This is a genomic window from Exiguobacterium sp. NPDC077395 (genome assembly GCF_050269125.1).
Classification (GTDB): domain Bacteria; phylum Bacillota; class Bacilli; order Exiguobacteriales; family Exiguobacteriaceae; genus Exiguobacterium; species Exiguobacterium aestuarii_A.
Genome location: NZ_JBNNHU010000001.1, coordinates 981,374 through 1,007,603 on the forward strand (window position 1 = coordinate 981,374; position 26,230 = coordinate 1,007,603).

A 26,230-nucleotide genomic window follows, 5' to 3' on the forward strand; every position below is an offset into this window, starting at 1 on the left:
TCAAGGAGGACGTCACAAATGTCTTGGATGAAAAAATCAGCTTTACTCGCTTCAATCACTTCGGTCGCACTCGTAGGTGCAGCCTGTGGGAACAATGAAGAAGGTGGCGCTGCTGAAAGCGATGCGCTCTCAGGAAAAGTCGTCATGGACGGATCATCAACTGTATTCCCAATCATGGAAGCAGTCGCAGAAGAGTATTCAGCTGAACAACCAGAAGTTGAAGTGACAGTCGGTGTCTCTGGTACGGGTGGTGGCTTCAAACGCTTCGTGACGGGAGAGACAGACTTCTCGAACGCATCACGTGAAATCAAAGAAGAAGAAGCAGCTGAAGCTGAGAAAAATGGTGTGGAATTTACACAACTCTCAGTCGCACTTGATGGTCTTTCACTCGTTGTGAACCCAGCGAACGATTGGGCTCAAGATATCACGATTGAAGAATTGAATAAAATGTGGACAGATACAAGCGTGAAAACGTGGAAGGATGTTCGTTCGGACTGGCCAGATGAAGAAATCTCATTCTTCGCACCAGGAAAAGATTCAGGTACGTACGATTTCTTCGACGAGAAAGTTCTTGATGAGACAGATATTCGTCAAGACGCACAATTGTCTGAAGATGACAACGTACTCGTAACAGGTGTAGCTGGGACAGAGGGTGCAATCGGATTCTTCGGATTCGCTTACTACCTCGAGAACCAAGACACACTTCGTGCCTTGAATGTTGAAGGAGTAGAGCCAACACATGACACAATCAACGATTTGTCTTACCCGCTCTCACGTGAAATTTATACGTATGTCAACAACGCTTCGTTGAAAGACAAAGAGCAAGTAGCTGACTTCGCACGCTTCATGAACGAAAATGCAGCTGACCTTTCTGAAGAGGTTGGTTACGTAAAAATGGAGCAAGCGCGTTACGATGAAAACATGAAGATGATCGATGAGATCGCTGGAGAATAAAATGATACGTGGCAGAAGGTGAGGGTAACTCTCACCTTCTCGCCATGCTTTCTAGTATGAAGAGGTAGGGAGCGATACACGAGATGAATGAACCAAACAAAGAGCTCTCGATTCGAGAGATGATTCAACAAAATAAACAAAAAAAATATAGTACGACGAACGTGTTTGATAAAATCATGCCGTTCTTATTATTCTTGAGCGCATTCGTATCGGTCGTCACGACAATCGGTATTGCGTTCACACTTGGCTTTGAGCTATTTAAGTTCTTTGAACGAGTGCCTGTCGCTGAATTTTTAGGAACGACAGAATGGTACCCGCTTAGTGCAGACCAGCGCTTCGGGGTATGGGCCCTTGTGATGGGAACACTCCAAATTACTGTGATTGCGATGATCGTTGCCGTACCGCTTGGATTGGCGTCTGCGATTTATTTGAGTGAGTATGCTTCGGAGCGCGCGCGTCGTGTATTAAAGCCGATCTTAGAAGTGTTGGCAGGTGTACCGACCATCGTATTCGGGTTCTTCGCATTGTCATTCATCACTCCGATTTTGCAAGCGTTGATTCCAGGACTTCAAATTTACAATGCGCTTAGTCCTGGTATTGTCGTCGGGATCATGATTATTCCGATGATTGCTTCGATTTCTGAGGATGCGATGAGTGCGGTGCCGAAGAAAATTCGAGATGGTGCGCTCGGTCTAGGTGCAACGCGTCTTGAAGTGGCGACGAAGGTCGTTATGCCGGCAGCGACGTCTGGAATCATTGCTTCAATCGTTCTCGGGATGAGCCGTGCGATTGGGGAGACGATGATTGTAACGATTGCGGGTGGGTCGCAACCGAACTTCGAGTTCAATCCGCTTAATGCGATTCAGACGATGACAGCATACATCGTTCAAATCGCAAAAGGTGATGCAGGTTACGGCACAATCGAATATTACAGTATCTATGCGGTTGGTGCGTTATTGTTCGTCTTCACTCTATTGATGAACTTGTTCGCAAACTGGGTGACGCGCCGCTTCAGAGAGGAGTACTAATATGGCTTTACCGAACAGTGAGTTCAAGAATACGAAGAACCTGATGGATCGTGAAACGGTGTCTGAACGAATCAAACGCCGTTTACAACTGAATGAAATTTTCAAATATGTCTTTTTGGCGGGACTCGTCTTTGCATTAGTCGTCTTGTCGACATTGATTTATGACATCGTCTCAAAAGGGGCGGGCTGGGTCGATCTCGATTTCTTACGTAACTTCCCGTCACGTCGTCCCGAGCAGGCAGGATTATATCCTGCGCTAATCGGATCGTTATGGTTGATGTTTCTAATCGTGCCAATGGTGTTCGTCATCGGTGTCGGTGCAGCCATCTACCTAGAAGAGTACGCACCGAAGAATCGCATGACTTCATTTATCGAAGTCAATATTTCGAACTTAGCCGGTGTTCCTTCAATCGTTTTCGGATTGCTCGGATTAACGATATTCGTCCGCGTGATGGAATTAGGCAACTCGGTTATGGCAGGTGCGTTAACGCTCGGACTCATGAGTTTACCGATTGTCATCGTAGCCTCACAAGAAGCATTACGGGCAGTCAAAATGGAGTTACGACACGCTTCTTTAGCGCTAGGTGCTTCAAAATGGCAGACCACGTTCAATGTCGTCTTACCGTCAGCGATTCCTGGGATTATCACAGGAATCATTCTAGCCGTGTCTCGTGCAATTGGTGAAACAGCACCGTTGATCATGGTCGGCGCAGCAACATTTATTTCAACAACACCAAGCAGTATTTTCTCTGACTTTACGGCGCTCCCAATCCAGATTTATAACTGGACGAGCCGACCGCAAGCAGAATTCCAAAACTTGGCCGCGGCAGGAATCATCGTACTCATGACGATGCTCATTGCGATGAACTCTGTAGCAATTTATATCCGAAACAAATATACGAACCGACATTGAGTCGTTTTTGCAGATGAATGAGGAGGAAGCTCGAGATGATGAAACAACAAGAGCTCAATAAAGGAGATCAAAACGTGAACACAACAACGACAGAACCGACAACTACTGAGATGAAAAAAGATAGCGCTTATGTCGTCAACAATTTGAACCTATGGTACGGCGAAGATCAAGCTTTGATTGACGTCAACCTCGATATTAAAAAGAATGAAGTTACTGCCATCATCGGACCATCAGGGTGCGGGAAATCAACATTCATTAAAACGTTGAATCGTATGGTAGAACTCGTTCCATCTGTTCGGACGAATGGTGAAATCTTGTATCATGGTCGGAACATCTTCGATCGTGGATATAAAGTAGAAGATTTACGTACATCGGTCGGAATGGTATTCCAACAACCAAACCCGTTCCCGAAATCAGTATATGATAACGTAGCGTACGGCCCTCGTACGCATGGCATCAAAAATAAAAAAGTACTCGATGAGATTGTCGAGCGCTCACTTCGTGGCGCTGCCATTTGGGATGAAGTGAAAGATCGTCTGAACGAAAACGCGTACGGACTTTCTGGTGGACAGCAACAACGTCTCTGTATCGCTCGTACGCTAGCAATCGAACCTGACGTCATCTTGATGGATGAACCGACATCTGCCCTTGACCCGATTTCAACGCTGAAAGTGGAAGAACTCGTTCAAGAGTTGAAAGAGCAATACTCGATCATCATCGTCACGCATAACATGCAACAAGCTGCCCGTGTTTCGGATAAAACGGCCTTCTTCTTAAATGGAGAAGTTGTCGAGTTCGATGTAACAGATAAGATTTTCTCGAATCCATCTGACAAACGGACGGAAGACTATATTTCTGGCCGTTTCGGTTAAGGAGGAGACTAGATTGATGGCACAAAATCGCACATTTTTTGATACGAAATTAACTGAATTAGAAGATAAAGTAGTCCGTTTAGCAAACTTGACGATGCGACAAACGGCGACGGCAATCGAAGTGTTAGAAAAACATGATCTTGAATTAGCAAAAACGGTAATCGACAACGATAACGAACTTGATGATTTAGAGTTAGCAATCAACGACGAAGCGATTTTATTGATTGCAAAGCAACAGCCAGTTGCGACTGACTTACGTCGTCTGATTGTGACGATGAAATCGGCGACAGACTTAGAACGCATTGCGGATTACGCGACGAACATCGCCAAAGCTGTGACGCGAATTGAACATGTTCCTTATTTACATGACATTCAACCACTCAAGCAGATGGCTGAACAGTTGATTGACATGCTCGAGTTGGCGACACGTGCGTATCGTAAAGGAGAAGTGAGTCGTGTCCGTGAACTCAATGAAATGGACCGTGTAATTGATGAAATCAATCTAACGGTGATTAAACAATACATCGGTTCCCTTCCGGCAATGACGGTCGGAACGAACGATGTATACGAGTTCTCAAACATCGCTAGATATCTCGAGCGGATGGGCGATCACGTGACAAACTTCGGAGAACATTTAATTTTCCTTGAAAAAGGGAAACATTATGATTTGAATCAATAAGATTAGTGGTAAAGAACAACAGTGCTGTTGTTCTTTATTTTTTTGGGCAGGAATTCATAAAGAATGAGCGAATACTAGTCTACATGGATTTTTACATGAAGGGAGCCATACAGAGATGGAAGAGAAAATCGTATCCTTGAAGCAACAAGGACTTACGTTGAAACAGATTGCGGCAGAACTAGACGTCCCGATTGGCAAAGTCCAATACGCATGGCGCAAATGGAGAAATCAGCAACAAGAGTTGGAGGAAGTTGTCCCTGTGAAACAAAAGAGCAATAAGAAAGCTAAAGCGAAAGCACCAGGAGCCACTTCGCGTAAACAAGTTGCCACAGCGAAAGAAACGAGTGATGTGAACGTATCGCCACTTCTTGCGAAAGGACCAGAAGGATACTGGCAGTTGCCAGACCGATACAACGTAGACTTTTTACATGCAGTCGTACAATCACCGAACTCGGTTTATGTGTGCTGGGAAGTGTCTGATTTGGTCAAAGAGACGTTAGAGCTTCAGTTTATGAGACGATGGGAAGAGCTACCGAAAGCATTCCGTATTTTAGACGTAACCTTATTGGATTATGCGAGCGGTCATGCAAATCGTTCATATACGTTCGACCTACCTGAAATGACGAATAGTTGGTTCGTTCGTCCTCTCGATCCGAATACGACATATGTGTTCGAATTCGGGATACGCACGATGGAGGGAGAATTTTTACCAATCGTGGCATCAGCACCGCTTGATACACCGCGTGCAGAACCAGCCGGCATCGGACGTTTTGCGGAACCGGTGAGACGTTGGCAGTACGGGGAAGTAGATTCTCCTGAGTTGTTAGATACATTACCAAAATATGCGGCATACCGTCACGTACGTTAAGGAGGACATTTTTACATGAAACCAGGATACTTTTCACTCGTCCTTCATGCTCATTTACCGTACGTTAGGCATGAAGAGAAGCACCGATTAGAAGAAAGATGGGTGTATGAAGCCATCTCAGAAACGTATATTCCAATCCTTTGGCAAGTTGACTGCTTGAAGCGGCCATTGCATTGGACAGTCAGTATTTCGCCACCAGTGGTAGAAATGCTCGCTGACCCGCTCATCCAAGACCGATATGTCGAGCACATCGATGAGATGCTCGAATTGATTGCGTTAGAACTCTCAGAGGGAAGAACGGATGAGGAGACGTCGACGCTACATTTCTATGAACAGCGTTATCACGACTTGAAAAATACGTTCCTTCATTGGAATAAAAACTTGAATGAAGCGTTTCGTACATATCGTGAAGCGGGATATATTGACATGGTGACTTGTACGGCGACCCACGGCTTCAACCCACATCTCTTCACGGAGCAGGCGGCACGGGCTGAAATTCGGACAGGTCTCAACTGTTTCGAACGTCACTACGGGTTCCGTCCGACAGGGATTTGGTTGCCAGAGTGTGCGTATACACCAGGCGTGGACCGAATTCTCTACGAGGAAGGAATCCGATACACCTTTGTCGATGAACATGCATTGCTCGATGCGGACCCGACTCCTGAAAAAGGCATTGGTGCTCCGGTCTATTCTCCACACGGTGTCGCATTGTTCCCACGAGACCAAATCATCTCGGGTAAAATCTGGAGTTCGATGATTGGATATCCAGGTCACCCTGACTATCGAGAGTTTTATCGAGATTTGGCCTACGACCGAGATTGGGACTACATTCAATCGTTCATGCATCCGGAAGGCATTCGATTCGACACAGGATTAAAAATGCACCGCATCACAGGTGACACCGATCAAAAAGACTTTTATGTACGTGAGTGGGCTGAACATCAAATCGAGAACCATGCGACAGACTTCGCTCAAACGTTAGAAGGGCACCTGGAGGCACATGGCGGACAAACATTCCCACCGTTCTTGGTCACAGCACCGTTTGACGCGGAATTGTTTGGCCACTGGTGGTTTGAAGGTCCTGAATTTCTTGGGAAAGTCGCAGAGCGGCTCGAAGAATTTGGAATCGAAACGATCACGCCAGCAATCTTCCTTGAGCGTCACTTCAAAGATTTACAAACCGTCCATGTTTCCATGAACACATGGGGACGAAAAGGCTACGGTGAAGTTTGGATCAATGAACGAAATGAATGGATGCTCCGTCACCTGCACATGATGGAGATGCAACTTGTCAAAGACATAGCAGATTATCGTGATCAATCGGATTTGACGAATCGTGCCTTAAAACAATTGATTCGCCATTATGTGTTGGCTGTATCGAGTGACTGGGCGTTTATCTTAGATGGGCAAACGACAGCACAGTATGCGGCTGAACGCTTCAGGGAGCATACACGTCTCTTCGCAGAACTTGAAACGGCGCTTTATCAAGGCACTGTCTCGAACAAGTTGCTCGATGATCATTATGCGGCGTATCCATTCCTACAAGACGAAGACCTTGATGTCGATTCATTCCTCTCCCCGCACGACTATTACGTGACGACTGAACGAGATGCAGAAGAGTCAGCAATTCTTATGCTGACACCCGAATATCACGGTCATATCGTCGGTGGACTTGGTCATCGTGTCGTCGAGGAAGTGGAGGCGAGAGCAAATGAGGGAGAAACCGTCTATGTGCTGACGCCGTATCACGATGAGTTGCCGGAATACGAACGACACGGAAACGTTCATGTGTATCGAGTTCGTCCGACTAGTCCATTTTTAGAGCACGTCATGAATCAGGTTGCCACGCAAAATATTGCGTATGTCAAACTCGTTCATGAACTTTCGAAACGGGTATCATTCAAAGTGATTCATCATTTTGATTGGATGACGATTCCTGCTGCAAGAGAACTTGCGCAATCACTTGCGCTTCCGTTATACTCAACTATGTTGTCCTTTGAAGCGACACGGAACCCGCACGGGCACGGTGGTTTATTCGATGCAATCCATCGTATTGAAAACAGTGTGTTCTCGTCAGCGGAGTACGTCTATGTCGGCGAAGAGCTCTCGATGAACGACCTGAAACAATGGTATAAAGTAAGCGAGAATGTCAACACATGCCTACCTCTTGAATCTTCTCCATACGGACAGGAATCAATGAAAAAGAACGTGAAATAACCTTGCTTTTTCATAAGAAACTTGGTAGGATAATTGAGTATGCTTAGACTGTAAAGCAAAAGCACTTGATACAACATCATTAAGATGGGAGTGAAAGAAATGCGCGTTAAAATTACATTAGCTTGCACAGAAACAGGCGATCGCACGTACATCACGAAGAAAAACAAACGTAACAACCCAGAGCGCCTTGAGTTGCGCAAATACAACCCACGTCTCCGTCGTCACACGCTTTACCGCGAAGTGAAGTAATGAGGGACCGGCCGTCACATATGTGGCGGCTTTTTTTGTAAGGAGGAATGCGTTGTGGAAGACAAAGCAGCGTTAAGACGAACTGTCCATCAGTACATTAAACAAATGAACAATCGCCGACAAGTTGACCGAGTCATCCATCAGCGGTTGTTCGCAACAGAGATATGGAAAGAAAGCCAGACGATTGCCGTGACCTCTTCACTTCCGCTTGAAATCGATACGTCGCCAATCATACATGAAGCGTTTGAAGCAGGAAAAACGGTGTGCGTCCCGAAAGTAACGGAGCAGGGGTTAACGTTTCATATTATTCATTCAGTAGATGACCTTGAGACGGGCGTCATGAATATTTTGGAGCCGACGACCCCGCCGACGACGACAAGTATCGACCTCTGTCTTGTGCCGGGAAGAGTATTTGACCGGTCGGGATATCGAGTTGGTTGGGGCGGAGGATACTATGATCGTTTTTTACGTACATATGAAGGGGAGACGGTTTCATTAGCGTACTCCGTTCAATTGGTCGATCAAGTGCCGACTGAACCACATGATCTACCTGTTCAGTGGATTGTGACAGAAAAGGAGATGATTCAATGTTTGCCATATTTGTTGTAACTTGTATCGTCGCCTTTCTCGGGTATCGGTTACGCTCCTTGACAATCTCGGGAGCCTTCTTGACAGTGGTGACGGGGGTATTGATCGGGTTATCGTTTGGTTGGTTCGGCCTCTATTTACTCGGCGTATTCTTCTCGACATCTTCACTTGCTTCGAAATATCGATCTCGTGATAAACAAAATGTAGATGACATTGTCGAAAAAACGGGAGCGCGCGACGCCATTCAAGTGTTAGCAAACGGTGGGGTAGGGATCCTTTGTGCCCTCGGTTACTTACTGACAGATGACCTCGTCTATCTTTATATGTACATCGTGTCCATTGCGGCAGCGACGAGTGACACGTGGGGATCTGAATTCGGTGTCCTCGCAAAACGTAAACCGCGCTTCATGTTCACGTTTAGAGAAGTTGAGCCGGGAACGAGCGGTGCCGTTTCAACATTTGGGACGGTCATGTCGATTGTAGGCGCATTCGTGATTGTTTGCTCTTCTCTCCTGTTTGTCGAATTGGATATGGCATTACTAGTAGCGCTTTGGGGAATCGGACTGAGTGGGAGTGTCATCGATACGTTGCTCGGGGCGACGGTTCAACGGAAGTTTCGTTGTACGGTTTGTGGAAAGCTGACGGAAAAGAAAGTTCATCATCAAGTTTCTACAACATATGTGTCAGGGTGGCGTGTGCTAGGGAATGATGCAGTCAATTTCTTATCCGTTCTTGGAGCGGCGTCTATTTGTTTTTTGGTGTTCGGATGAGGGTAGTACAGAAAATGAATATGTTTCAAATGAATGTGAATGTTGTCACAATATCGCCAAAGTGAAAACGGTTTCCACTGCAGTTAGAGTTTGTGAATGATGTTACAATCTTGTTGTAACAGAGATAACAAAAACATGAAACAGATTGATCGAAGGGTGGAGAATCAATATGGAAACATTAAATCATGCTAAAGTAACGCGCGTCGCACTTGTAGGGGCAGGGGCAGTTGGAGCGAGCTTTGCGTACCAGTTAACGACAGCAAGCCTTTGTGAAGAACTCGTCATCATTGACATCAACAAGGCTAAAGCAGAAGGGGAAGCGATGGACTTGAACCACGGCGTCTCGTTCGCGTCTTCACCGATGCGTGTATGGGCAGGGGATTACGCAGACTGTGGTGTAGCAGACATCGTCGTCATTACCGCAGGTGCACCGCAACGTCCAGGGGAGACTCGTCTTGACCTTGTTGAAAAAAATGCGAAGATCATGAAGTCGATGATTTCAGATATTATGGATTCTGGTTTTGATGGCATCATCATTATCGCCTCAAACCCTGTCGACATTATGACGCATTTGGCATGGAAGTATTCAGGACTTCCGAAACATCGCGTCTTCGGCTCAGGTACTGTTCTCGACACGTCGCGTTTACGTTACATGCTTGGCGACTATTTCAATGTCGACCCACGTAACTGTCATGCCTATATCATGGGTGAGCACGGTGACACTGAGTTTGCTGCTTGGAGTAATGCTCGTATCTACGGAAAATCTGTTGAACAGTTGCTTGAAGAGCATGATGAATATAACTGGCAAGACCTTGAAGACATATATGTGAACGTACGTGATGCGGCTTATCACATCATCGAACGTAAAGGGGCGACATACTATGCCATTGGACTCGGATTACTCCGTTTGGTCAAAGCGGTCCTTCGTAATGAGAACACGTTGCTGACAGTCGGTGCTCATCTTGATGGGGAATACGGTTTACACGATATTCATATCGGGGTACCGGCCATCATCAACCGTCAGGGCGTGCGTGAGGTCGTTGAGATTGAGTTGTCAGAAGAAGAACATCAAAAAATGCAACATTCTGCGAACGTCCTTATGAAAACGATGGAACCTGTCTTGTAATTGTGATATATGAGTGACCCGTAGCCGTAAAGGTTGCGGGTTTTTTGTACGTTTGAGGCAAGCCACGACTTTGTCGTGAGGTACAACGTGATTTACAATAGAATGAGAGAGGAGGGATTTTGTTGGCGACTTGCTTCTGGGAAGACATTTATCAAGCGGTCGAGAACGGTGGACGAATCGAAGGGATATTAGAACCGTCCCGTGCAGTCATCTTGTTTGATACAAAAGCAGGTGATCGCTATGACTTATACGTTCAAACTGAAAAAGCATGGGCGAATCATGTCGGTACTGACATTAACGCAATCTTGAACGCCTTTCGTCTGTCTCGTATTGGACGAAATCGTTTGACGATTCACATATATGGTGACCGTCTCGTTGATGAAGAGCGGGTCGACTCCATGACGTTCCCGATTCCAGCGAGAGTGACATTATCTCGCTCGATTTGTACACCTACGATGGAGGACGACCGTTTTCGACTGCTCGCGGTCGCAATGGATCGAAAGAAGAAAGCGGAGTTAAAGAAACGATTCTCCTTTGGTAAACCGCAAGTAGTTTACGGCTTGATGTTCATCACGTTTTTAGTCATGTGGCTAGCTGAATCGGTCGGTTCGACATTCGACCCGAACACGTTGATCGCATTCGGTGCGAAAGTGAACCCGCTCATCGAAGAAGGGGAATGGTGGCGGTTAATTACGCCAATGTTTCTGCATATCGGATGGTTCCATTTTGCCATCAACATGTTTGCGCTCTGGTCACTTGGTCCGCTCGTTGAACGAATGTACGGCTCTCTCCGCTTTCTCATCATCTACGTGATCGGTGGGATTTTAGCGACGACAGCATCGTACGCGTTCAGTGAATCCATTTCAGCGGGGGCATCAGGAGCCTTATTTGGTCTGGTCGGTGCCTTACTCTATTTTGGACTGCGGGATCGTTCGCTCTTTATGAAGACACTCGGACCTCCGCTCTTTATTATGTTAGGATTAAATGTAGGACTCGCGTTCGTATTGGGTGCGAACTTGGATCATTTTGCACACGCGGGTGGTTTACTAGGTGGATTCGTCGTCTCTGGTGTCGTCGGATTGCCTGATGAGGAAAATCGAACACAACGCATCTTATTTTCTGTGCTCACGGCCACGTTATTTGGTCTACTGTACGGGTATGGATCTTGGTAAGGGGAGAATATGATGATAGAAACACTGAAAACATTAGTTGAAATCCCGAGTCCGTCTGGTATGACGGAGGAGGCGATCGGATTTGCAGAAAATGAACTCCAAACACTCGGTGTCAAGACGTCTCGTTTACATAAAGGAGCGTTGCTTGCGACGTTCCCAGGACGTTCGGACGAGGCGCGTCTTTTGACGGCGCACGTCGATACCCTTGGGGCGATGGTCAAGGACATCTTGCCGAGCGGACGCTTACGACTCACGCAAGTGGGTGGATACGCTTGGACGGCGATCGAAGGAGAAAACTGTCTCATTCATCGCGAGAAGGGGGAGGCGATCGAAGGAACCATCCTCATCCATCAGTCGAGCGTTCATGTGTATAAAGACACGAACTCTGCAGAACGCTCTGCTTCAAACATTGAAGTTCGATTGGATGAGAAAGTCCATTCTCGTGAAGATGTGACGGCACTTGGAATTGAAATCGGTGACTTTGTGTCATTTGATCCACGATTTAAGGTGACGTCTTCCGGATACATCAAATCTCGTCATTTGGACGACAAGGCTTCTGTAGCCATCTTGTTAGACCTAGCTAAAGATTTGGTTAATGATGAGTTGCCACATACAGTCCACTTCTTGATCTCGAATTATGAAGAAGTCGGATTCGGGGGAAATGCCGGCATTCCTGAAAATGTTGTGGAATACATTGCCGTCGATATGGGGGCTCTCGGAGATGGCCAACATTCAGATGAATATACGGTTTCGATTTGTGCCAAAGATTCATCTGGACCATATGATATTAGCTTGCGCCGTAAGTTTACTTCATTATGTAAGGCACATGACATCGCATATAAAGTGGATATCTATCCTTATTATGGCTCGGATGCGTCGGCTGCGATCCGTGCAGGCTACGATGTGAAGCATGCCTTGATCGGTCCTGGAATTGAGTCAAGCCATAGTTATGAACGGACACATGTGACGTCTATGGAAGCGACAAGAGAATTGTTAAATCGTTATGTCTTGTCAACGATGGAGGAAGAAGCATGAAAAACTTTTATGATGTCCAACAGTTTTTAAAGTCGTTCGGTACCATTATTTACATCGGGGAGCGGGATGCTGAAATCTCACTGATGATGATGGAACTCGACGAGTTGTATGAAGGGGGCATCATCGAGCAACGTGTATACGATACAGCGAAAATCATTTTGACCCACGAATTGAAAAATTCAACAGATTGACAGAAATCCCCTTAGTGCAAAGGGTTGCACTGAGGGGATAATAGTGTACACTATTCAATGAAAGCGATTTAGTTGAGATGAGGAGTGAACGGTATGAAATGGTTATTAGGGATCGACATCGGTGGTACAACGGTGAAGATGGCTGTTTTAGACATGAATGGCATCATTTCTGATAAGTGGGAAGTTAAAACGGATATTCGAGAAAACGGTGTACATATTCCAAAAGACATCGCAGCCTCATTTGAAACGTATTTAGAGACGTCAGGTAAGAAGAAAGAAGACTTCGCAGGTGCAGGTATCGGAGCCCCAGGATTCATCAATTTCTCTGAAGGTGTTGTCGAGTATTCACCGAACATCGGATGGAAAGACTTCGCTCTTGTGAGTGAGTTCGAAAAAGCGGTCGGACTCCCCGCTGTCCTCGAAAACGATGCGAATGCCGCTGCCCTCGGTGAGATGTGGAAAGGTGCAGGTGAAGGTGCATCCGAATTACTTGCCATCACGCTCGGTACAGGCGTCGGTGGTGGTGTCATCACGAACGGAAACATCGTTCATGGTACGGCTGGTATGGCAGGAGAAATCGGTCATATCACCGTCGAACGAGATGAGGCGAAAGCTGTAAAATGTGGCTGTGGCCGATTAGGGTGTATCGAGACGATTGCCTCTGCGACAGGTATTTCACGTTTAGCGTTGCAAAAACGAAAAAATCAAGATACTTCGTTGAACGACTTGAAAGAAGTGACGGCACGTGACGTATTCGAAGCCTATAAAGACGGGGACACAATCGCGACAGAAGTGATTGATGAGATGACAGAATATCTCGGATTGACGATTTCGAATATCGCCAACACACTCAACCCGAAAATGATCGTCATCGGTGGCGGCGTCTCAAAAGCAGGGACAGCATTGCTTGAACCGCTCGATGCTCAATTTAAGCGTTTTGCACTCGAACGTGTCTATGAGTCGACGACGTTTAAAATCGCTGAACTTGAGAATGATGCCGGAGTCATCGGTTGTGGCTGGTTAGCACGCAAACATTTCCTTCCGACACGCGTATAAAACTGACACGTCTGCACATTGCAGGCGTGTTTTCTTATGGGAAAGGGTATGGGATATTGTAAAATTTGTAACGTCACAGTTGATTTTTTATTAAAAAAGGGGTAAGATTTGGACTTGATACTGGACGTGTACTATTCAAATCGAATTGTACAATGTATGAACAAATATAAAAAATAATGGCTAAAAACATGCCGAAAACTGAAAAGAGGAGGAGACCGTCAGATGAATTCATCTCAACGCTTCTCGAAGCTATCGACGAGACTGAACGATACGGTCCGCGCTTCGTTTCAAGAATATCGTCTATTTTGGATATTTACGTTATTGCTTTGGACGAAGACGTATATCGTCTATCAATTTTTCTTCAACATTCCGATTGAAAACACCGCACAAGCTTTTATCTTACTGATCAGCCCAATCAGTTCGACATTATTCTTGTTTGCCTTCCATTTCTTCTTTAAAGGAAACAAACAAAAATGGGTGCTCTACACGCTTTACGCGTTGGCATCTTTCATCTTGTTTGCGGATGCCGTATATTATCGGGAATTTACGGACTATTTAACAATGCCGGTCATTATGCAACCATCGAACATGGAGACGCTGTCGACATCGTTCACATCACTACTTGAATGGAAAGACTTGATCATTCTTGGTGACGTATTCGTCTTACCGTTTATCTTATGGCGGATGAATATGAAAGAGAATGCCGCTTCACATCGTCGCGCGCTCGTGACATTCGTTGCAGCTGTATCGGTATTCTTGTTCAACCTTTCGTTGGCGGAGACAGAACGTCCTGAATTGTTGACTCGTTCATTCGACCGTGAGCTATTAGTGAAAAACATCGGAACGTTTAACTTCCATGTGTATGACGCGATGCTTCAAACGAAAACATCTGCTCAAAAAGCAATGGCTGACGAATCTGAGCTTGCAACGATTGAACAATTCACTCGTCAAAACTATGCTGCACCGAACCCTGATTTGTTCGGTAAGTATAAAGGGAAAAACGTGATTGTTGTGTCGTTCGAATCTGCACAAAACTTCACGCATAACATGAAAGCGCCGAACGGTGAATATATCACACCAAACTTGAACAAGCTGATTGAAGAGTCTCATTATTGGCCAAACTACTACCATACAGTAGGTCAAGGGAAGACATCGGATGCGGAGTTTGCGCTCGATAACTCGCTATATGGCTTACCGCGTGGTGCCGTGTACTTTACGAACGCGGACAACGAATATCAAGCACTTCCAGAGTTGATTAAAGAAGATAACTATTATTCAGCCGTCTTCCATGCGAATAATAAATCGTTCTGGAACCGCGACCAAATGTATAAAAATATCGGTGTCGATCAATTCTTCGATGAGAAGAGCTACGATCTCGGAAACCCAGAAGACATGACAGAATGGGGTCTCTTAGATGATAGTTTCTTCGAACAATCGATCCCGATGCTTCAAGAGTTGCCTGAGCCGTACTATGCGAAGTTCATCACATTAACGAACCACTTCCCATATACGATGCCAAGTGAAGACTATGAGCTCGTACCGAAGTTCGAGACAAGTTCAACGACGTTAAACAACTTCCCGCAGGCACTTGCATATCAAGACTATGCACTCGGTCTCTTCATCGATCAATTAAAAGAGAACGGAATGTGGGAGGATACGATTTTCGTTGTTTATGGTGACCACTACGGTATCTCGACGAACCACAACAATGCGATGGCAGAGTTGCTCGGTAAAGAAGAGTTGACACCATATGATGTGGCGAAATTACAACAGGTGCCGTTTGCGATTCACTTGCCGGATCAAGAAAAAGGTGAAGTGCATGAAACGATCGGAAGTCACGTCGACATGAAACCGACAATCTTGCACTTACTTGGGATTGATACATCGGAAACAATCGGATTCGGGAATGACTTGTTCTCTGAAAACCGAAATAGTCGTGCAATCTTCCGAGATGGTACGGTTGTGACGGATGAATATGTGTGGACGCAATCAACTTGTTACAATGCTACTACTGGAGAAGTAGTTGAGGACACAACGCTTTGTGGTCCAATGACGGAAGAAGCAGAAAAAATCTTACAAATGAACGATGATTTGATCTATTCCGACCTTCTCCGCTTTAAAGAACAAACGAATGAATAACCTAAAAACGAACCAAACCACAATGTGATTTGGTTCGTTTTTTTTTAATTGAGGAATGATGGTACAAAAAAAGCGACCGAAGTCGCTTGATGATTGCTTGATACGAATCCATTAACCTGGAATACCGCCGTAGATCAACGTGGCAACACCAAAGAATCCGAATACGAGTACAGTTAAGCCTGCAACTGCGAGTGGAAAGAATTGGCGTTTTTTGAATGAACGAATCATTCCCCATACAGCCACAATCGCGACGATGACAGAAATCCATCCGAACGGTTCATACAAATGCATGACGAGTTCCCCCTTTAATTATACGTCATGAAATTCATAAAAATTTCACTGAAATATCATTATTATTTTATCCGATTATTGAGGCGCTGTCGAGTAAAGGTTGACATCGATACAATTTTGCCACAATATTGTTTTGAATGAGAGGGGGATGAATCATATGCAAGTGAAGAAGATTACGTCAGGCTTAGCGCAGGAGAATGGATACGTCCTTGAAAAAGAAGGCAGTGTCGTCATCATCGACCCAGGAACGGATGACCCAAGATTTTTCGAGGTGATCGATCGTCTTGGTATACCCGCTGCGATTTTGTTGACTCACGCCCATTTCGATCACATTGGAGGAGTGGATATACTCCGTGAACGCTATAAAGTTCCTGTGTATGTCCACCGTCTTGAAAGTGACTGGTTGACGAATGGAGAAAAGAACGGAGCGCAAGCTTTCAATCTTCCTGTACCGGCGATGAAACCGGCTGAGAAGGTATATGAAGGCGATACATTGACTGTTGGTAATTTTACATTCCATCTTTATCACACCCCGGGTCATTCCCCAGGCAGCGTCGTCTTGTACATGGCGGATGAAGAGATTGCGTTTTGTGGTGACTTGATTTTTAAACAATCAGTCGGTCGTACCGATTTATTTGGAGGCGATCAGGCAACGTTGATGGGATCTATTGAACGTATGAAGCACTTAATTCCGGGTGCGACGCTTCTTTATCCGGGTCACGGACCAAAAACAACGCTTGAAGAAGAGAAGCAAACGAATCCATTCTTCAAGCAATAAAAAAGATTGTCTCCGACGAGACAATCTTTTTTACATTTGGAAGTTGCTCCAATACGTAAAGACAACGAAGAAAATTGTCAAATACGCGCCGAAGACGTATACATATGTTTTTTCAGTAAGCTTTAAGTAGCCAAGTGCGACGAAGAAAATCGTTTGTGCTAAGAAGACAAGTCCCATAACGATAAAGTCACCAGTATGTTCACTACTACTTTGGTCGCCGCCTAGTGCGCCTACGAAAGCAAGTGCCGCCACTAGCCCAGTCCAGAAGCCTAGGACACGAAACATTCTTGCCATGTTAATCCCCCCATACGTGCATTATTCCATTCTCATTCACTATTTTACCAACACATTCGAAAAAATGCTATGGAAACGTGAGAATTGAGCAAAATAATCGTGAAAAATATGTGAAATCAATACGGAAAATAAAGTTGTACAAAATTTATAAAAAAGTTGTACAAAATATGTACAAACAGGGTATAAGAGATGTATAATCAACTTATACAAAATGAGCGAAGTGAAAAGTTGAAATGAGGAGGAACATAAAATGGCATCAGAATTAATGTTTTACACGTACCCGAGCTGTACTTCTTGCCGGAAGACGAAAGCGTTTTTACAGGAACAAGAACTTCAAGTGAGTGAACGTCACATTTTCAGAGATGCACCGACTGTCGACGAATTACTACAACTCCTTGCGATTAGTGAAGAAGGTGTAGATTCTCTTCTTGCTACTAGAAGCCAAGCCTTCAAACAACTCGACGTTGATGTTGAAGATTTGAAGTTGAGCGAACTACTCAAACTGATGAGTGAAAATCCAAAATTGTTAAAACGTCCGATTTTAACAGACGGAAAAGAAGTCATTGTCGGTTATGACAAGGTTTCAATCGAAACATATGCACGTCGTCATCATGTCGTTTCGACACAAGTTTCATAAGACAAGTCCACTTTCAACAGGGTGGGCTTTTTTTTATGCTGTTCTCGAGGTGAGCGGAATGAAGGAGCTTATTGAACAACTGATGATTGTGGCGAGAGAGGCGGAGGCAAGCGATCTTCATTTTATACCGAGTACACATGAAGTGAAGATTCAAATCCGATCAGATATGAAACTGCTTGATCTTCAGTCGATGGATATCGATCAATATGACCGTCTCACACTTCATATGCGATATTGGTGTTCGTTACCGGACACGAATCAACGTGTGCCCCAGTCGGGCGTGTACGAACTTGATCGAGAAGTCATCCGCGTAACATTTCTCCCATCATTTGCGCAAACATTGATGTCCTGGAGGGTACCGAATCAAGCGTTTGAGCTTCATCACTTGTTGAGACAAGGGGACGTTGAACGTTTTCAAGAAATGTCTGCATTGCGACATGGTCTCCTATTGATCGGAGGGGCTACTGGTGCGGGCAAGACGACAATATTGTATGCGCTGCTTAATCACTTAAAGCGCGAGCGGATTGTCACGATTGAAAATCCTCCAGAACAAAAGATTGATGGGGTGATTCAACTCGAGGTGAATGCAAAAGCAGGGTTAAATCATCGGCAGTTATTAAAAGAAACGTTACGTGCCGACCCAGACATCATTGTAATCGGAGAGGTACGGACAGAGGAAGAGTTGAACGTCGCCTACGATGCTGCACTCAGTGGGCATTTGACGATTACTACGTTTCATACAGCGACGATTCAGGATGGGGAGAAACGGCTTGAACAATTGCTCGGAAAATCGTCAGTAACAAGACATTGGTGTGTACTAACGCGTGATCAGGAGGTGACGTGTGAATGGGCAACGCTTCAGTAAAACCACCGATTCAATTGATTCACCGTTTTCTGCGTCTTCAATCCCGAGGTGTATCGTTGAAAGCCACAATGGAAACACTTGAATATCATGAAAAAGGAAACAGAAAAGCGGATGTTCAGGAGATGAGGGCACAACTTGAATCTGGTACTTCCTTAGCGGAAGTGTTCGCGCTAATCATCACAAATCGCCAAATGCAAGAGATATTGATGACAGCCGAGCGGAACGGACGGTTTATGGATGGGTTATCTCAAGTCGTTTTAGTTTTAGAAATGCGGATGCGGTTGAAGGAAGAATTGAAGCGACTCATTCGATATCCTTTAATCATTTTCTTTATCTTGCTCAGTCTTGGGATGGTCTATGCATTGTACATTTTCCCGAAGCTGATGGGGATGGTTGATGTCTCCACGTATGATGGAGCAGGTTCAATTTTACTATCGAAATGGTTCTTTCCAGCTCTGTTTTCTGTATTTGTGATGCTTGGGATCACGGTCTACATGCTGCATCGACGAGGTGTAGAACTACCGTTTTACATATGGAACCGTGGTAAAACTCTGTACCTGACTTATTTGTTTGTCAGCGAATTGTCGTTGTTACAACAGACGGAAACGAACATCAGACAAATTATCAGTCGTCTTGCCAATGAAAAGGGGGAGATGGCTGAAATGGCAAATCGGATTCACAAACGGTTGTCTGCCGGTGAAGGAATCGAAATGGCTGTCAAACAGGAACGGTTTATTGACTATGAAGTGGTTAGTTTGTTAGGGGTGGGGTCGATGAGTGGAGAACTCGGTGAATTGATGTCACTTCATCGAGAACTAGTATTCGAAGAAATGGAACAATATAGTCGTCAATTGATCGAAAAAGTAGAGCCGGCACTTTATGGAGTGCTCAGCGTCATGGTTGGCACCTTATTCTATACGCTTTATTTGCCTGTAAAACTTATCATGGCTCAATTATGAAAGGGGACATTCACATGAAGGAAGAACAAGGATTCACACTCGTTGAGATGGCTGCAGTCTTACTCATTATTTCAATCTTACTGTTATTGCTCGTACCGACGCTGACAGAAGGGAAGTCACGGGCGGACCAAGTGAGTTGTGAGGGAAGTGTCCGAATCGTCGAGTCAGAAATCAATTTACACTATGCCGAACATAAATCATACCCTGCCACATTAGAAGTAATTGGGCGTGCTTCTGAAACGGATCCACTAGTGTATAGTTGTCAATCGTCAGCCTACACGTATTCTCCACTTGATGGTTCGCTGAAGAAACAATGAAAGGCTATACGTTTGTCGAGATGGCGTGGGTACTCGTGATCATTTCCTTCCTCATACTGATCAGTAGTCCTGTAGTGAAGCCTTTTGAGCGACTTGAACTTTATGACTTTACAGATACGTTAGTGGCGAATATTCAAGAAGCGGGACAATACCCGTACATTTCGGAAAATGGAAGTTGCGTGCCAAAGTTGATTTGGGTGGCTAAACAGCGAAGGTATTTAATCATGTGTGGAATGACGTTAGTGCGAAGGGTGGACGTACCGGAAGGAATCATTGTTTATCTTCCGACCTACAATACCATCACCTTCTCCCAGGCAACAGCTTCCTATGCAGGACAGTGGAAATTTGTCAGTGGGAAAACATCCGTCACGTTTAAGTTTCGACTTGGGACGTATGAACCGGAGGTGATCATCCATGAAGGGGGATGAGAAAGGATTCTCGTTATGGGAAGTGAGTGTGAGCCTAGCGGTCGTGATGGGCTGGGTACTCATTTTGACGTCGTTTGTGACGGAAGGGAATGACCAAGTCACAAGGTTGCGTGACACGTTGTTCATTTATGAACGATTACAAGGAGAGGTGCTGCTTGAAGCCGCTGAACCGACTGGGCGTGAAGAAGTGTGTGAAAAGGGTTTTTGCTTACCGACGCTTTGATCCGGGGTTTACCATGTTAGAAATGACGGCAGTATTGTTGATTCTTCCCATCTTTTTAATATTGTTGGTCGAATTGCTCACCCTTGGTCAACGCCTTTACGAACAACCGAAGTGGGACCACCATACGACTCCCCAACTCATCGTGCGTCGTTTGCAGAACAGCAAAAATTGTCGCGTCGATGGGGGACGATTAAGAGGTGACTTCCTTAAGTCAGATGAAGAAGTGTGGTCATGGACGATCAAACAGCTGAATAGAAACTTGGTCATGGTCGGGGATGGAGGGGGGAACTTGTTATTTTTAAGAGGAATCGATCAGTATCGCGTCGAAACGGTCGGTATGGGATTTCGAATCTCTTGGAAAGATTCAACTTTCGAGAGGGAGCGGTACGTCATGTGTATGAAAGAGGATTCTTTCTGATCACCACGTTGACAATCGTCGTGTGGTTACTTGGTACTGCATTATTTTGGTATACTGATGTAGAACGAACGACGAGACGAATCTCAGATGAGATATTGGCCATACGTTTTGAATCCCACTTGTTGTTGGCAAAAGAACGTTGTGGCAATCAACCAGTAACACTCACCAAACCGACGGGGACGGTGACATGTCGTCCGATTGCACCGAATCGAACGGAAGTGGAAATGGTGTTGACATCTGGTGAACGTCATAAAGAGGTGATTGCTTATGAATAAGAAACCGTTTTATATCGTGGGATTTATGGGTACAGGTAAGTCTACCTTGTTCACTTTTATGCAAGAACATGGAGACGTCGTGGACCTCGATGAAGAAATCGAAACCTGGATTGGAACCGACATCGCTACATATTTTGACCGATACGGGGAGTCAGCGTTTCGCGAAGTGGAAACAAAAGTGCTTCAGCAAATCGATGCTGACTTTGTTCTCACGGGTGGTGGAATTGTCGAACGCTCTGAAAATATTCGTTGGATGCGCGAACACGGTAAAATCATTCATTTAGATTTACCATTTGAGGAATGCTGGGCACGGATCAAAGATTCGGATCGACCGCTTGTGAAAAAAGGAGAGGCGGAAGTTCGGACATTGTACAACCGACGGACCACTCTTTATCAAGAAGCGGACGAGACGATTAATGCGTCCCGGACACCGCGATGTATTGCAGAGCAAATTATCCGTATGAAGGAGGAAAAAGTATGATTTGGATTAACCTTGCAATTCTTTTATTCGCCATCATTGGACTTGGTGTATATGGATATTTGTTATTTAAAAAACAGATGAAGCCGACGTTTGGAAGATTAAACCGTTTGACGGAACGATTTAAGATTCGTGCTGACGTCATCAACCAACAAGTCACTGAAATCAAAGGGCATGTGGACGCGGTCAACCGTTCCGTTACGCAAATCAAAGATTTCGGTATCAAAGCTAAAGACGAATCGATTGAATTGAAACAGGCGGCAGTCGGGCTGACACATGAAATCAAACGTACGGCGGGAATCGAACGCTCTGACGTTTCCACCGAGACAAAAATATGAAATAATGAGGATGAAAACGTTTTCGTTTTTCATCCTTTTTCTTTTTCGCTTTTTTAACTATGCAGAAAGAATAAAAATTGTTAAAGTGGAATGGAAAACGAAAGATTTCAAAAACAAAAGCATTTTATGTTCGGGATTGGGGGATATTATGGAAAAGGTTACTTTGAAACGTACGCCTTTGTTCGATTTGATTGAACCGAAGGCGAAGATGGTTGATTTTGCGGGGTTCGAAATGCCGATAATGTTTTCTTCGATCAAAGAAGAACATCAGGCTGTACGTCAAAACGTGGGGATGTTTGATGTATCTCACATGGGAGAAATTCGGGTTGAAGGACCGGACGCTCTAGAACAAGTGCAGAATCTTGTGACGAACGATGTCTCAAAGATTAAAGTCGGTCAAGCGCAGTACAACCTTCTCTGTCTCGAGAATGGTGGCGTAGTGGATGACTTACTCGTTTACCGGCTAGATGAAGATGCTTATTGGCTCGTCGTCAATGCCTCGAATATCGAAAAAGACGAGGCGCACATTCGTCAATTTGTTAGTGGCGACGTCACGGTGACGAATGAGTCTGATGAATATGGTCAAATTGCCATCCAAGGTCCAAATGCGGAAGCTGTTCTTCAAACGATTACGAATGTAGCGCTTGACGAAGTTGGTTTCTTTAAATTTATAAACGGCGATGTGGCCGGTGTTGCTTCGATCATTTCGCGAAGTGGTTATACGGGAGAAGACGGATTCGAGATTTATGCGCGGGCAGAAGGGATCTCAGCAATCTGGGAAGCGCTTGAAGCAGAGGGTGTTACACCTTGCGGGTTAGGTTCACGAGATACACTACGGTTTGAAGCGTGCCTTCCGCTCTATGGGCATGAACTAGATGAGTCGGTTACGCCGTTCGAAGCGAACCTTAATTTTGCGGTTAAATTAGATACTGACTTTATTGGGAAAGAGGCGCTCGCCACACAAAAAGAAAACATCCCGAACCGGATGGTGGGCTTGAGATTGCTTGGTCGCGGAATCGCACGTCAAGGCGCGCAAGTAGAAGTCGATGGGAACGTCGTTGGAGTCGTTACTACTGGTACGATGCCTCCGACAGTCAATGAGTCGATTGCCTGGGCACGTGTGGATGCACGCTATAAAGATGAAGAGCGATTTGTCATCGACATTCGTGGCAAAAAGATTGAAGCCGAACGCGTACCGACACCTTTCTATAAACGAACGAAATGAAACAGGGGGATTCAGAATGAATAGAATGGAATTTCGTTATTTACCGATGACCGAACAAGATGAGCGAGACATGCTTCAAACGATTGGAGTGGATTCCATCGAATCGTTGCTCGCGGATATTCCAGAGTCGCTTCGCGAAAAAGCGTCGCTTGCAGCAATCGGTTCACCACTTCCGGAAGTGGATCTCGTTCGTCATATGACGAAACTAGCGGATAAGAACAAACATACAAAGTCATATCCAAGTTTCCTCGGAGCCGGGATGTATGATCATCTTTCACCGACCGTGATGAACCATATGCTTTTACGTTCTGAATTTTATACGGCGTATACGCCATATCAACCTGAAATCTCACAAGGTGAGCTTCAGGCGATGTTCGAGTTCCAAACGATGATTTGTGAGTTGACCGGGATGGATGTCGCAAACTCGTCGATGTATGACGGAATTACGGCTCTTGCTGAAGCGACTTACCTAGCGAGTGCGCAGACGAAGAAAAAACGCGTTGTCGTTTCTGGAGCGGTACATCCTGAAGCGAAAGATGTCATTCGCACATATGCGGATGGTCCAGGACTTTCTGTTGAATATACAAACGTCACAAATGGGGTGACGGATGTAACTGACCTCGATTTAACAGATGCTTCATGTCTAGTCGTACAATACCCGAACTTCTACGGTCGTATTGAAGATTTGGAGCAATTGGCGAAACAAGCGCATGATGCAGGTGCACTGTTCGTCGTATCAAGTAACCCGCTTGCATTAGGCATTTTGGAATCACCAGGTGCGCTTGGAGCGGATATTACGGTCGGGGATGCTCAACCGTTCGGGATTCCACAAAGCTTTGGTGGTCCGTCTTGTGGATATTTTGCAGTGAAGAAGTCGTTGATGCGTAAACTACCTGGTCGACTCGTAGGACAAACGGTAGATGAGGATGGAAAACGTGGATTCGTCTTGACGTTACAGGCGCGTGAACAACACATTCGTCGTGACAAGGCAACCTCAAACATCTGTTCGAACCAGGCGCTCAACGCATTGGCTGCCTCAATCACGATGTCCGCTTTAGGGAAATATGGCATTCGAGACATGGCTGTCCGGAATATCCAAACAGCTCATTACATGAAAGAAGCATTGAAAGCAGCAGGATTTACAATCGTTGACGAGGGACCAATGTTTAATGAATTCGTTGTTGATTTCGGACGCGATGCAGAAGAAGTGTCTCGTCACTTGCTTGAACATGGAATGATTGGTGGACTTCCGCTCGGAACGTATGAAGAAGAGCGCCAGTCACAGATGCTAGTCTGTGCGACAGAGTTACGTACAAAAGAAGAGATTGATCAGTTTGTCGAAGTGGTCGGGGGGATGAAATGATGCAACACGAACAAACGCTAATTTTTGAAGTATCACGTGAAGGACGAACAGGATATAACTTACCGACGCCAACGGTTCCGGAAGTTGACCTCGAGTTATTATTGCCGGCGACGATGATTCGAAAAGAAGTGGCTGAACTTCCTGAAGTATCTGAGCTTGATGTCGTTCGTCATTACACGGCGCTCTCTACACGAAACCATGGAGTAGATTCAGGATTTTATCCGCTTGGTTCTTGTACGATGAAATATAATCCGAAAGTGAACGAAGATATGGCACGCCTTCCTGGATTCGCGCACATTCACCCATTGCAGCCTGTTGAAACGATTCAAGGTGCGCTTGAACTCATGGTCGACTTACAAGAGCAACTTGCGGAAATCACAGGGATGGATGAAGTGACGTTGCAACCAGCAGCAGGGGCGCATGGCGAATGGACGGGGCTCATGTTAATCAAAGCGTTCCACGAGCGCAATGGGGATACGGCTCGTACGAAAGTACTCGTTCCAGACTCGGCACACGGAACGAACCCGGCTTCTGCCGTTGTCGCTGGATTTGAGACGGTGACTGTCAAGTCGGATGAGCGTGGCCTTGTTGACTTGGAAGATTTAAAATCAAAAGTTGGTGCAGATACGGCTGCCCTCATGCTGACGAACCCGAATACGCTCGGATTGTTTGAGGCAGATATCCTCGAAATTTCAAAAGTCGTTCATGAGGCTGGTGGGAAGCTCTATTATGACGGTGCGAACTCGAACGCGATTCTTGGGATCGCACGTCCGGGAGACATGGGCTTTGACGTCGTTCACTTGAACTTGCATAAGACGTTCACGGGTCCTCACGGTGGCGGTGGTCCAGGTTCTGGTCCAGTAGGGGTAAAACGTGATCTGATTCAGTTCTTACCAACGCCGATCGTCACAAAGACAGATAAAGGGTTCGGCTTAGACTATGATCGTCCACACTCGATTGGTCGAATCAAGCCGTTCTATGGAAACTTCGGGATCAATGTTCGCGCGTATAGCTACATTAAAACGATGGGAGCAGAAGGATTGACGCGTGTATCGCGTGAAGCCGTGCTCAACGCGAACTATATGTTTGCTCGATTGAAAGATGCCTTCGACGTACCATACGATACGTATTGCAAGCATGAATTCGTCTTGTCAGGGAAGCGACAAAAGGCACTCGGTGTCCGTACGCTTGATATCGCGAAACGATTGCTCGACTTCGGGTACCACCCACCGACAATCTATTTCCCATTAAATGTGGAAGAGTGTATTATGGTGGAACCGACTGAAACCGAATCAAAAGAAACGCTTGATGCGTTCTGCGATGCGATGCTTCAAATTGCAAAAGAAGCGGAAGAAAATCCAGAAATCGTACAGACGGCCCCGCATACGACGGTCGTTAAGCGTATGGATGAGACGCTCGCTGCTCGGAAGCCTGTTTTAAAATATGAACGTCGTGAGGCGTCATCCGTGAAATAAAAGGAGCGG

General features: G+C 45.5%; 32 protein-coding genes. 30 read left to right on the forward strand and 2 right to left on the reverse strand.

Annotation, left to right across the window (positions count from 1 at the left end; all coding sequences use genetic code 11):
• Window positions 1-18 precede the first annotated feature (18 nt).
• The 16 genes from ACQKD4_RS04965 (at window position 19) to ACQKD4_RS05040 (ending at window position 15,857) form a co-directional block, all read left to right on the forward strand.
• Entirely contained in the window at window positions 19-954 is a 936-nt protein-coding gene (locus ACQKD4_RS04965; protein ID WP_427372622.1) for a PstS family phosphate ABC transporter substrate-binding protein, read from the forward strand.
• 83 nt (window positions 955-1,037) lie between these two features.
• Entirely contained in the window at window positions 1,038-1,982 is a 945-nt protein-coding gene (gene pstC / locus ACQKD4_RS04970) for a phosphate ABC transporter permease subunit PstC (RefSeq protein WP_074033335.1), read from the forward strand.
• Window position 1,983: 1 nt separating this feature from the next.
• Window positions 1,984-2,895: a phosphate ABC transporter permease PstA gene (pstA, locus tag ACQKD4_RS04975; RefSeq protein WP_427372624.1), complete on the forward strand. Its 912-nt coding sequence runs from the start codon at window positions 1,984-1,986 to the stop codon at window positions 2,893-2,895.
• 110 nt (window positions 2,896-3,005) lie between these two features.
• A complete protein-coding gene (pstB, locus tag ACQKD4_RS04980; RefSeq protein ID WP_224862754.1) occupies window positions 3,006-3,767 on the forward strand; it encodes a phosphate ABC transporter ATP-binding protein PstB in 762 nt (253 codons plus the stop codon).
• A gap of 16 nt (window positions 3,768-3,783) precedes the next feature.
• Complete coding sequence (gene phoU / locus ACQKD4_RS04985; protein WP_274664794.1) at window positions 3,784-4,446, forward strand: phosphate signaling complex protein PhoU; 663 nt, start codon at window positions 3,784-3,786, stop codon at window positions 4,444-4,446.
• A gap of 115 nt (window positions 4,447-4,561) precedes the next feature.
• Window positions 4,562-5,314 carry a DUF4912 domain-containing protein gene (locus ACQKD4_RS04990; protein ID WP_427372625.1) on the forward strand — a complete coding sequence of 251 codons (753 nt, stop codon included), beginning with the start codon at window positions 4,562-4,564 and terminating at the stop codon, window positions 5,312-5,314.
• A gap of 15 nt (window positions 5,315-5,329) precedes the next feature.
• Complete coding sequence (locus ACQKD4_RS04995; protein WP_427372626.1) at window positions 5,330-7,531, forward strand: 1,4-alpha-glucan branching protein domain-containing protein; 2,202 nt, start codon at window positions 5,330-5,332, stop codon at window positions 7,529-7,531.
• An 84-nt stretch (window positions 7,532-7,615) separates the two neighbouring features.
• The gene (gene rpmG, locus ACQKD4_RS05000; RefSeq protein ID WP_255313299.1) at window positions 7,616-7,780 is read left to right on the forward strand and encodes a 50S ribosomal protein L33; all 165 of its coding nucleotides are present in this window, start codon (window positions 7,616-7,618) and stop codon (window positions 7,778-7,780) included.
• Window positions 7,781-7,834: 54 nt separating this feature from the next.
• Window positions 7,835-8,389: a 5-formyltetrahydrofolate cyclo-ligase gene (locus ACQKD4_RS05005; protein ID WP_427372627.1), complete on the forward strand. Its 555-nt coding sequence runs from the start codon at window positions 7,835-7,837 to the stop codon at window positions 8,387-8,389.
• Window positions 8,368-9,138 (forward strand): DUF92 domain-containing protein, encoded by a 771-nt coding sequence (locus ACQKD4_RS05010; RefSeq protein WP_427372628.1) that lies wholly within the window; start codon window positions 8,368-8,370, stop codon window positions 9,136-9,138. Before ACQKD4_RS05005 ends, ACQKD4_RS05010 begins: the two co-directional genes overlap by 22 nt.
• A gap of 169 nt (window positions 9,139-9,307) precedes the next feature.
• A complete protein-coding gene (locus ACQKD4_RS05015; protein ID WP_074033328.1) occupies window positions 9,308-10,264 on the forward strand; it encodes an L-lactate dehydrogenase in 957 nt (318 codons plus the stop codon).
• Between the two features lie 122 nt (window positions 10,265-10,386).
• Entirely contained in the window at window positions 10,387-11,436 is a 1,050-nt protein-coding gene (locus ACQKD4_RS05020) for a rhomboid family intramembrane serine protease (protein ID WP_427372629.1), read from the forward strand.
• A 12-nt stretch (window positions 11,437-11,448) separates the two neighbouring features.
• Window positions 11,449-12,471, forward strand: a complete 1,023-nt coding sequence (locus tag ACQKD4_RS05025) for a M42 family metallopeptidase (protein WP_427372631.1) — start codon at window positions 11,449-11,451, stop codon at window positions 12,469-12,471.
• Window positions 12,468-12,662, forward strand: a complete 195-nt coding sequence (locus ACQKD4_RS05030; protein WP_012726602.1) for a YqgQ family protein — start codon at window positions 12,468-12,470, stop codon at window positions 12,660-12,662. Before ACQKD4_RS05025 ends, ACQKD4_RS05030 begins: the two co-directional genes overlap by 4 nt.
• A gap of 93 nt (window positions 12,663-12,755) precedes the next feature.
• Window positions 12,756-13,718 (forward strand): ROK family glucokinase, encoded by a 963-nt coding sequence (locus ACQKD4_RS05035; RefSeq protein WP_427372632.1) that lies wholly within the window; start codon window positions 12,756-12,758, stop codon window positions 13,716-13,718.
• 222 nt (window positions 13,719-13,940) lie between these two features.
• Window positions 13,941-15,857 carry an LTA synthase family protein gene (locus ACQKD4_RS05040; protein WP_427372633.1) on the forward strand — a complete coding sequence of 639 codons (1,917 nt, stop codon included), beginning with the start codon at window positions 13,941-13,943 and terminating at the stop codon, window positions 15,855-15,857.
• A 111-nt stretch (window positions 15,858-15,968) separates the two neighbouring features.
• On the opposite strand, the gene ACQKD4_RS05045 is transcribed toward ACQKD4_RS05040, so the two are convergent.
• Window positions 15,969-16,148 (reverse strand): DUF2759 domain-containing protein, encoded by a 180-nt coding sequence (locus ACQKD4_RS05045; protein WP_074033323.1) that lies wholly within the window; start codon window positions 16,146-16,148, stop codon window positions 15,969-15,971.
• Window positions 16,149-16,305: 157 nt separating this feature from the next.
• Between ACQKD4_RS05045 and ACQKD4_RS05050 the strand changes: the two genes are divergently transcribed.
• Window positions 16,306-16,926: an MBL fold metallo-hydrolase gene (locus tag ACQKD4_RS05050; protein ID WP_427372634.1), complete on the forward strand. Its 621-nt coding sequence runs from the start codon at window positions 16,306-16,308 to the stop codon at window positions 16,924-16,926.
• A 30-nt stretch (window positions 16,927-16,956) separates the two neighbouring features.
• Here the strand turns inward: ACQKD4_RS05050 and ACQKD4_RS05055 are convergent, their stop codons facing one another.
• Window positions 16,957-17,220, reverse strand: coding sequence for a DUF2626 domain-containing protein (locus ACQKD4_RS05055; RefSeq protein ID WP_012726597.1), 264 nt, complete (start codon window positions 17,218-17,220; stop codon window positions 16,957-16,959).
• Window positions 17,221-17,470: 250 nt separating this feature from the next.
• Here ACQKD4_RS05055 and ACQKD4_RS05060 point away from each other — a divergent pair, with 250 nt between their 5' ends.
• From ACQKD4_RS05060 to gcvPB, 13 genes are all read left to right on the forward strand, one after another.
• A complete protein-coding gene (locus ACQKD4_RS05060; RefSeq protein ID WP_074033321.1) occupies window positions 17,471-17,857 on the forward strand; it encodes a Spx/MgsR family RNA polymerase-binding regulatory protein in 387 nt (128 codons plus the stop codon).
• A gap of 58 nt (window positions 17,858-17,915) precedes the next feature.
• Window positions 17,916-18,722, forward strand: coding sequence for an ATPase, T2SS/T4P/T4SS family (locus ACQKD4_RS05065; protein WP_427372635.1), 807 nt, complete (start codon window positions 17,916-17,918; stop codon window positions 18,720-18,722).
• Entirely contained in the window at window positions 18,704-19,681 is a 978-nt protein-coding gene (locus tag ACQKD4_RS05070) for a type II secretion system F family protein (RefSeq protein WP_427372636.1), read from the forward strand. Before ACQKD4_RS05065 ends, ACQKD4_RS05070 begins: the two co-directional genes overlap by 19 nt.
• Window positions 19,682-19,695: 14 nt before the next feature.
• On the forward strand, window positions 19,696-19,998 hold the full coding sequence (locus tag ACQKD4_RS05075; protein ID WP_427372637.1) for a prepilin-type N-terminal cleavage/methylation domain-containing protein: 303 nt from the start codon (window positions 19,696-19,698) through the stop codon (window positions 19,996-19,998).
• Window positions 19,995-20,426, forward strand: coding sequence for a prepilin-type cleavage/methylation domain-containing protein (locus tag ACQKD4_RS05080; protein WP_427372638.1), 432 nt, complete (start codon window positions 19,995-19,997; stop codon window positions 20,424-20,426). The genes ACQKD4_RS05075 and ACQKD4_RS05080 overlap by 4 nt, the downstream gene beginning before the upstream one ends.
• A complete protein-coding gene (locus tag ACQKD4_RS05085; protein WP_427372639.1) occupies window positions 20,413-20,649 on the forward strand; it encodes a hypothetical protein in 237 nt (78 codons plus the stop codon). The genes ACQKD4_RS05080 and ACQKD4_RS05085 overlap by 14 nt, the downstream gene beginning before the upstream one ends.
• Before the next feature lie 13 nt (window positions 20,650-20,662).
• Window positions 20,663-21,067 (forward strand): hypothetical protein, encoded by a 405-nt coding sequence (locus ACQKD4_RS05090; protein ID WP_427372640.1) that lies wholly within the window; start codon window positions 20,663-20,665, stop codon window positions 21,065-21,067.
• Complete coding sequence (locus ACQKD4_RS05095) at window positions 21,043-21,342, forward strand: hypothetical protein (protein ID WP_214692997.1); 300 nt, start codon at window positions 21,043-21,045, stop codon at window positions 21,340-21,342. The genes ACQKD4_RS05090 and ACQKD4_RS05095 overlap by 25 nt, the downstream gene beginning before the upstream one ends.
• A complete protein-coding gene (locus tag ACQKD4_RS05100) occupies window positions 21,335-21,823 on the forward strand; it encodes a shikimate kinase (RefSeq protein ID WP_427372641.1) in 489 nt (162 codons plus the stop codon). The genes ACQKD4_RS05095 and ACQKD4_RS05100 overlap by 8 nt, the downstream gene beginning before the upstream one ends.
• The gene (locus tag ACQKD4_RS05105; protein ID WP_214748009.1) at window positions 21,820-22,158 is read left to right on the forward strand and encodes a hypothetical protein; all 339 of its coding nucleotides are present in this window, start codon (window positions 21,820-21,822) and stop codon (window positions 22,156-22,158) included. Before ACQKD4_RS05100 ends, ACQKD4_RS05105 begins: the two co-directional genes overlap by 4 nt.
• Before the next feature lie 148 nt (window positions 22,159-22,306).
• Entirely contained in the window at window positions 22,307-23,383 is a 1,077-nt protein-coding gene (gene gcvT, locus ACQKD4_RS05110; protein WP_427372642.1) for a glycine cleavage system aminomethyltransferase GcvT, read from the forward strand.
• A gap of 25 nt (window positions 23,384-23,408) precedes the next feature.
• Entirely contained in the window at window positions 23,409-24,746 is a 1,338-nt protein-coding gene (gcvPA, locus tag ACQKD4_RS05115; RefSeq protein ID WP_214748283.1) for an aminomethyl-transferring glycine dehydrogenase subunit GcvPA, read from the forward strand.
• On the forward strand, window positions 24,746-26,221 hold the full coding sequence (gcvPB, locus tag ACQKD4_RS05120; protein WP_427372643.1) for an aminomethyl-transferring glycine dehydrogenase subunit GcvPB: 1,476 nt from the start codon (window positions 24,746-24,748) through the stop codon (window positions 26,219-26,221). The genes gcvPA and gcvPB overlap by 1 nt, the downstream gene beginning before the upstream one ends.
• Window positions 26,222-26,230: the final 9 nt, after the last annotated feature.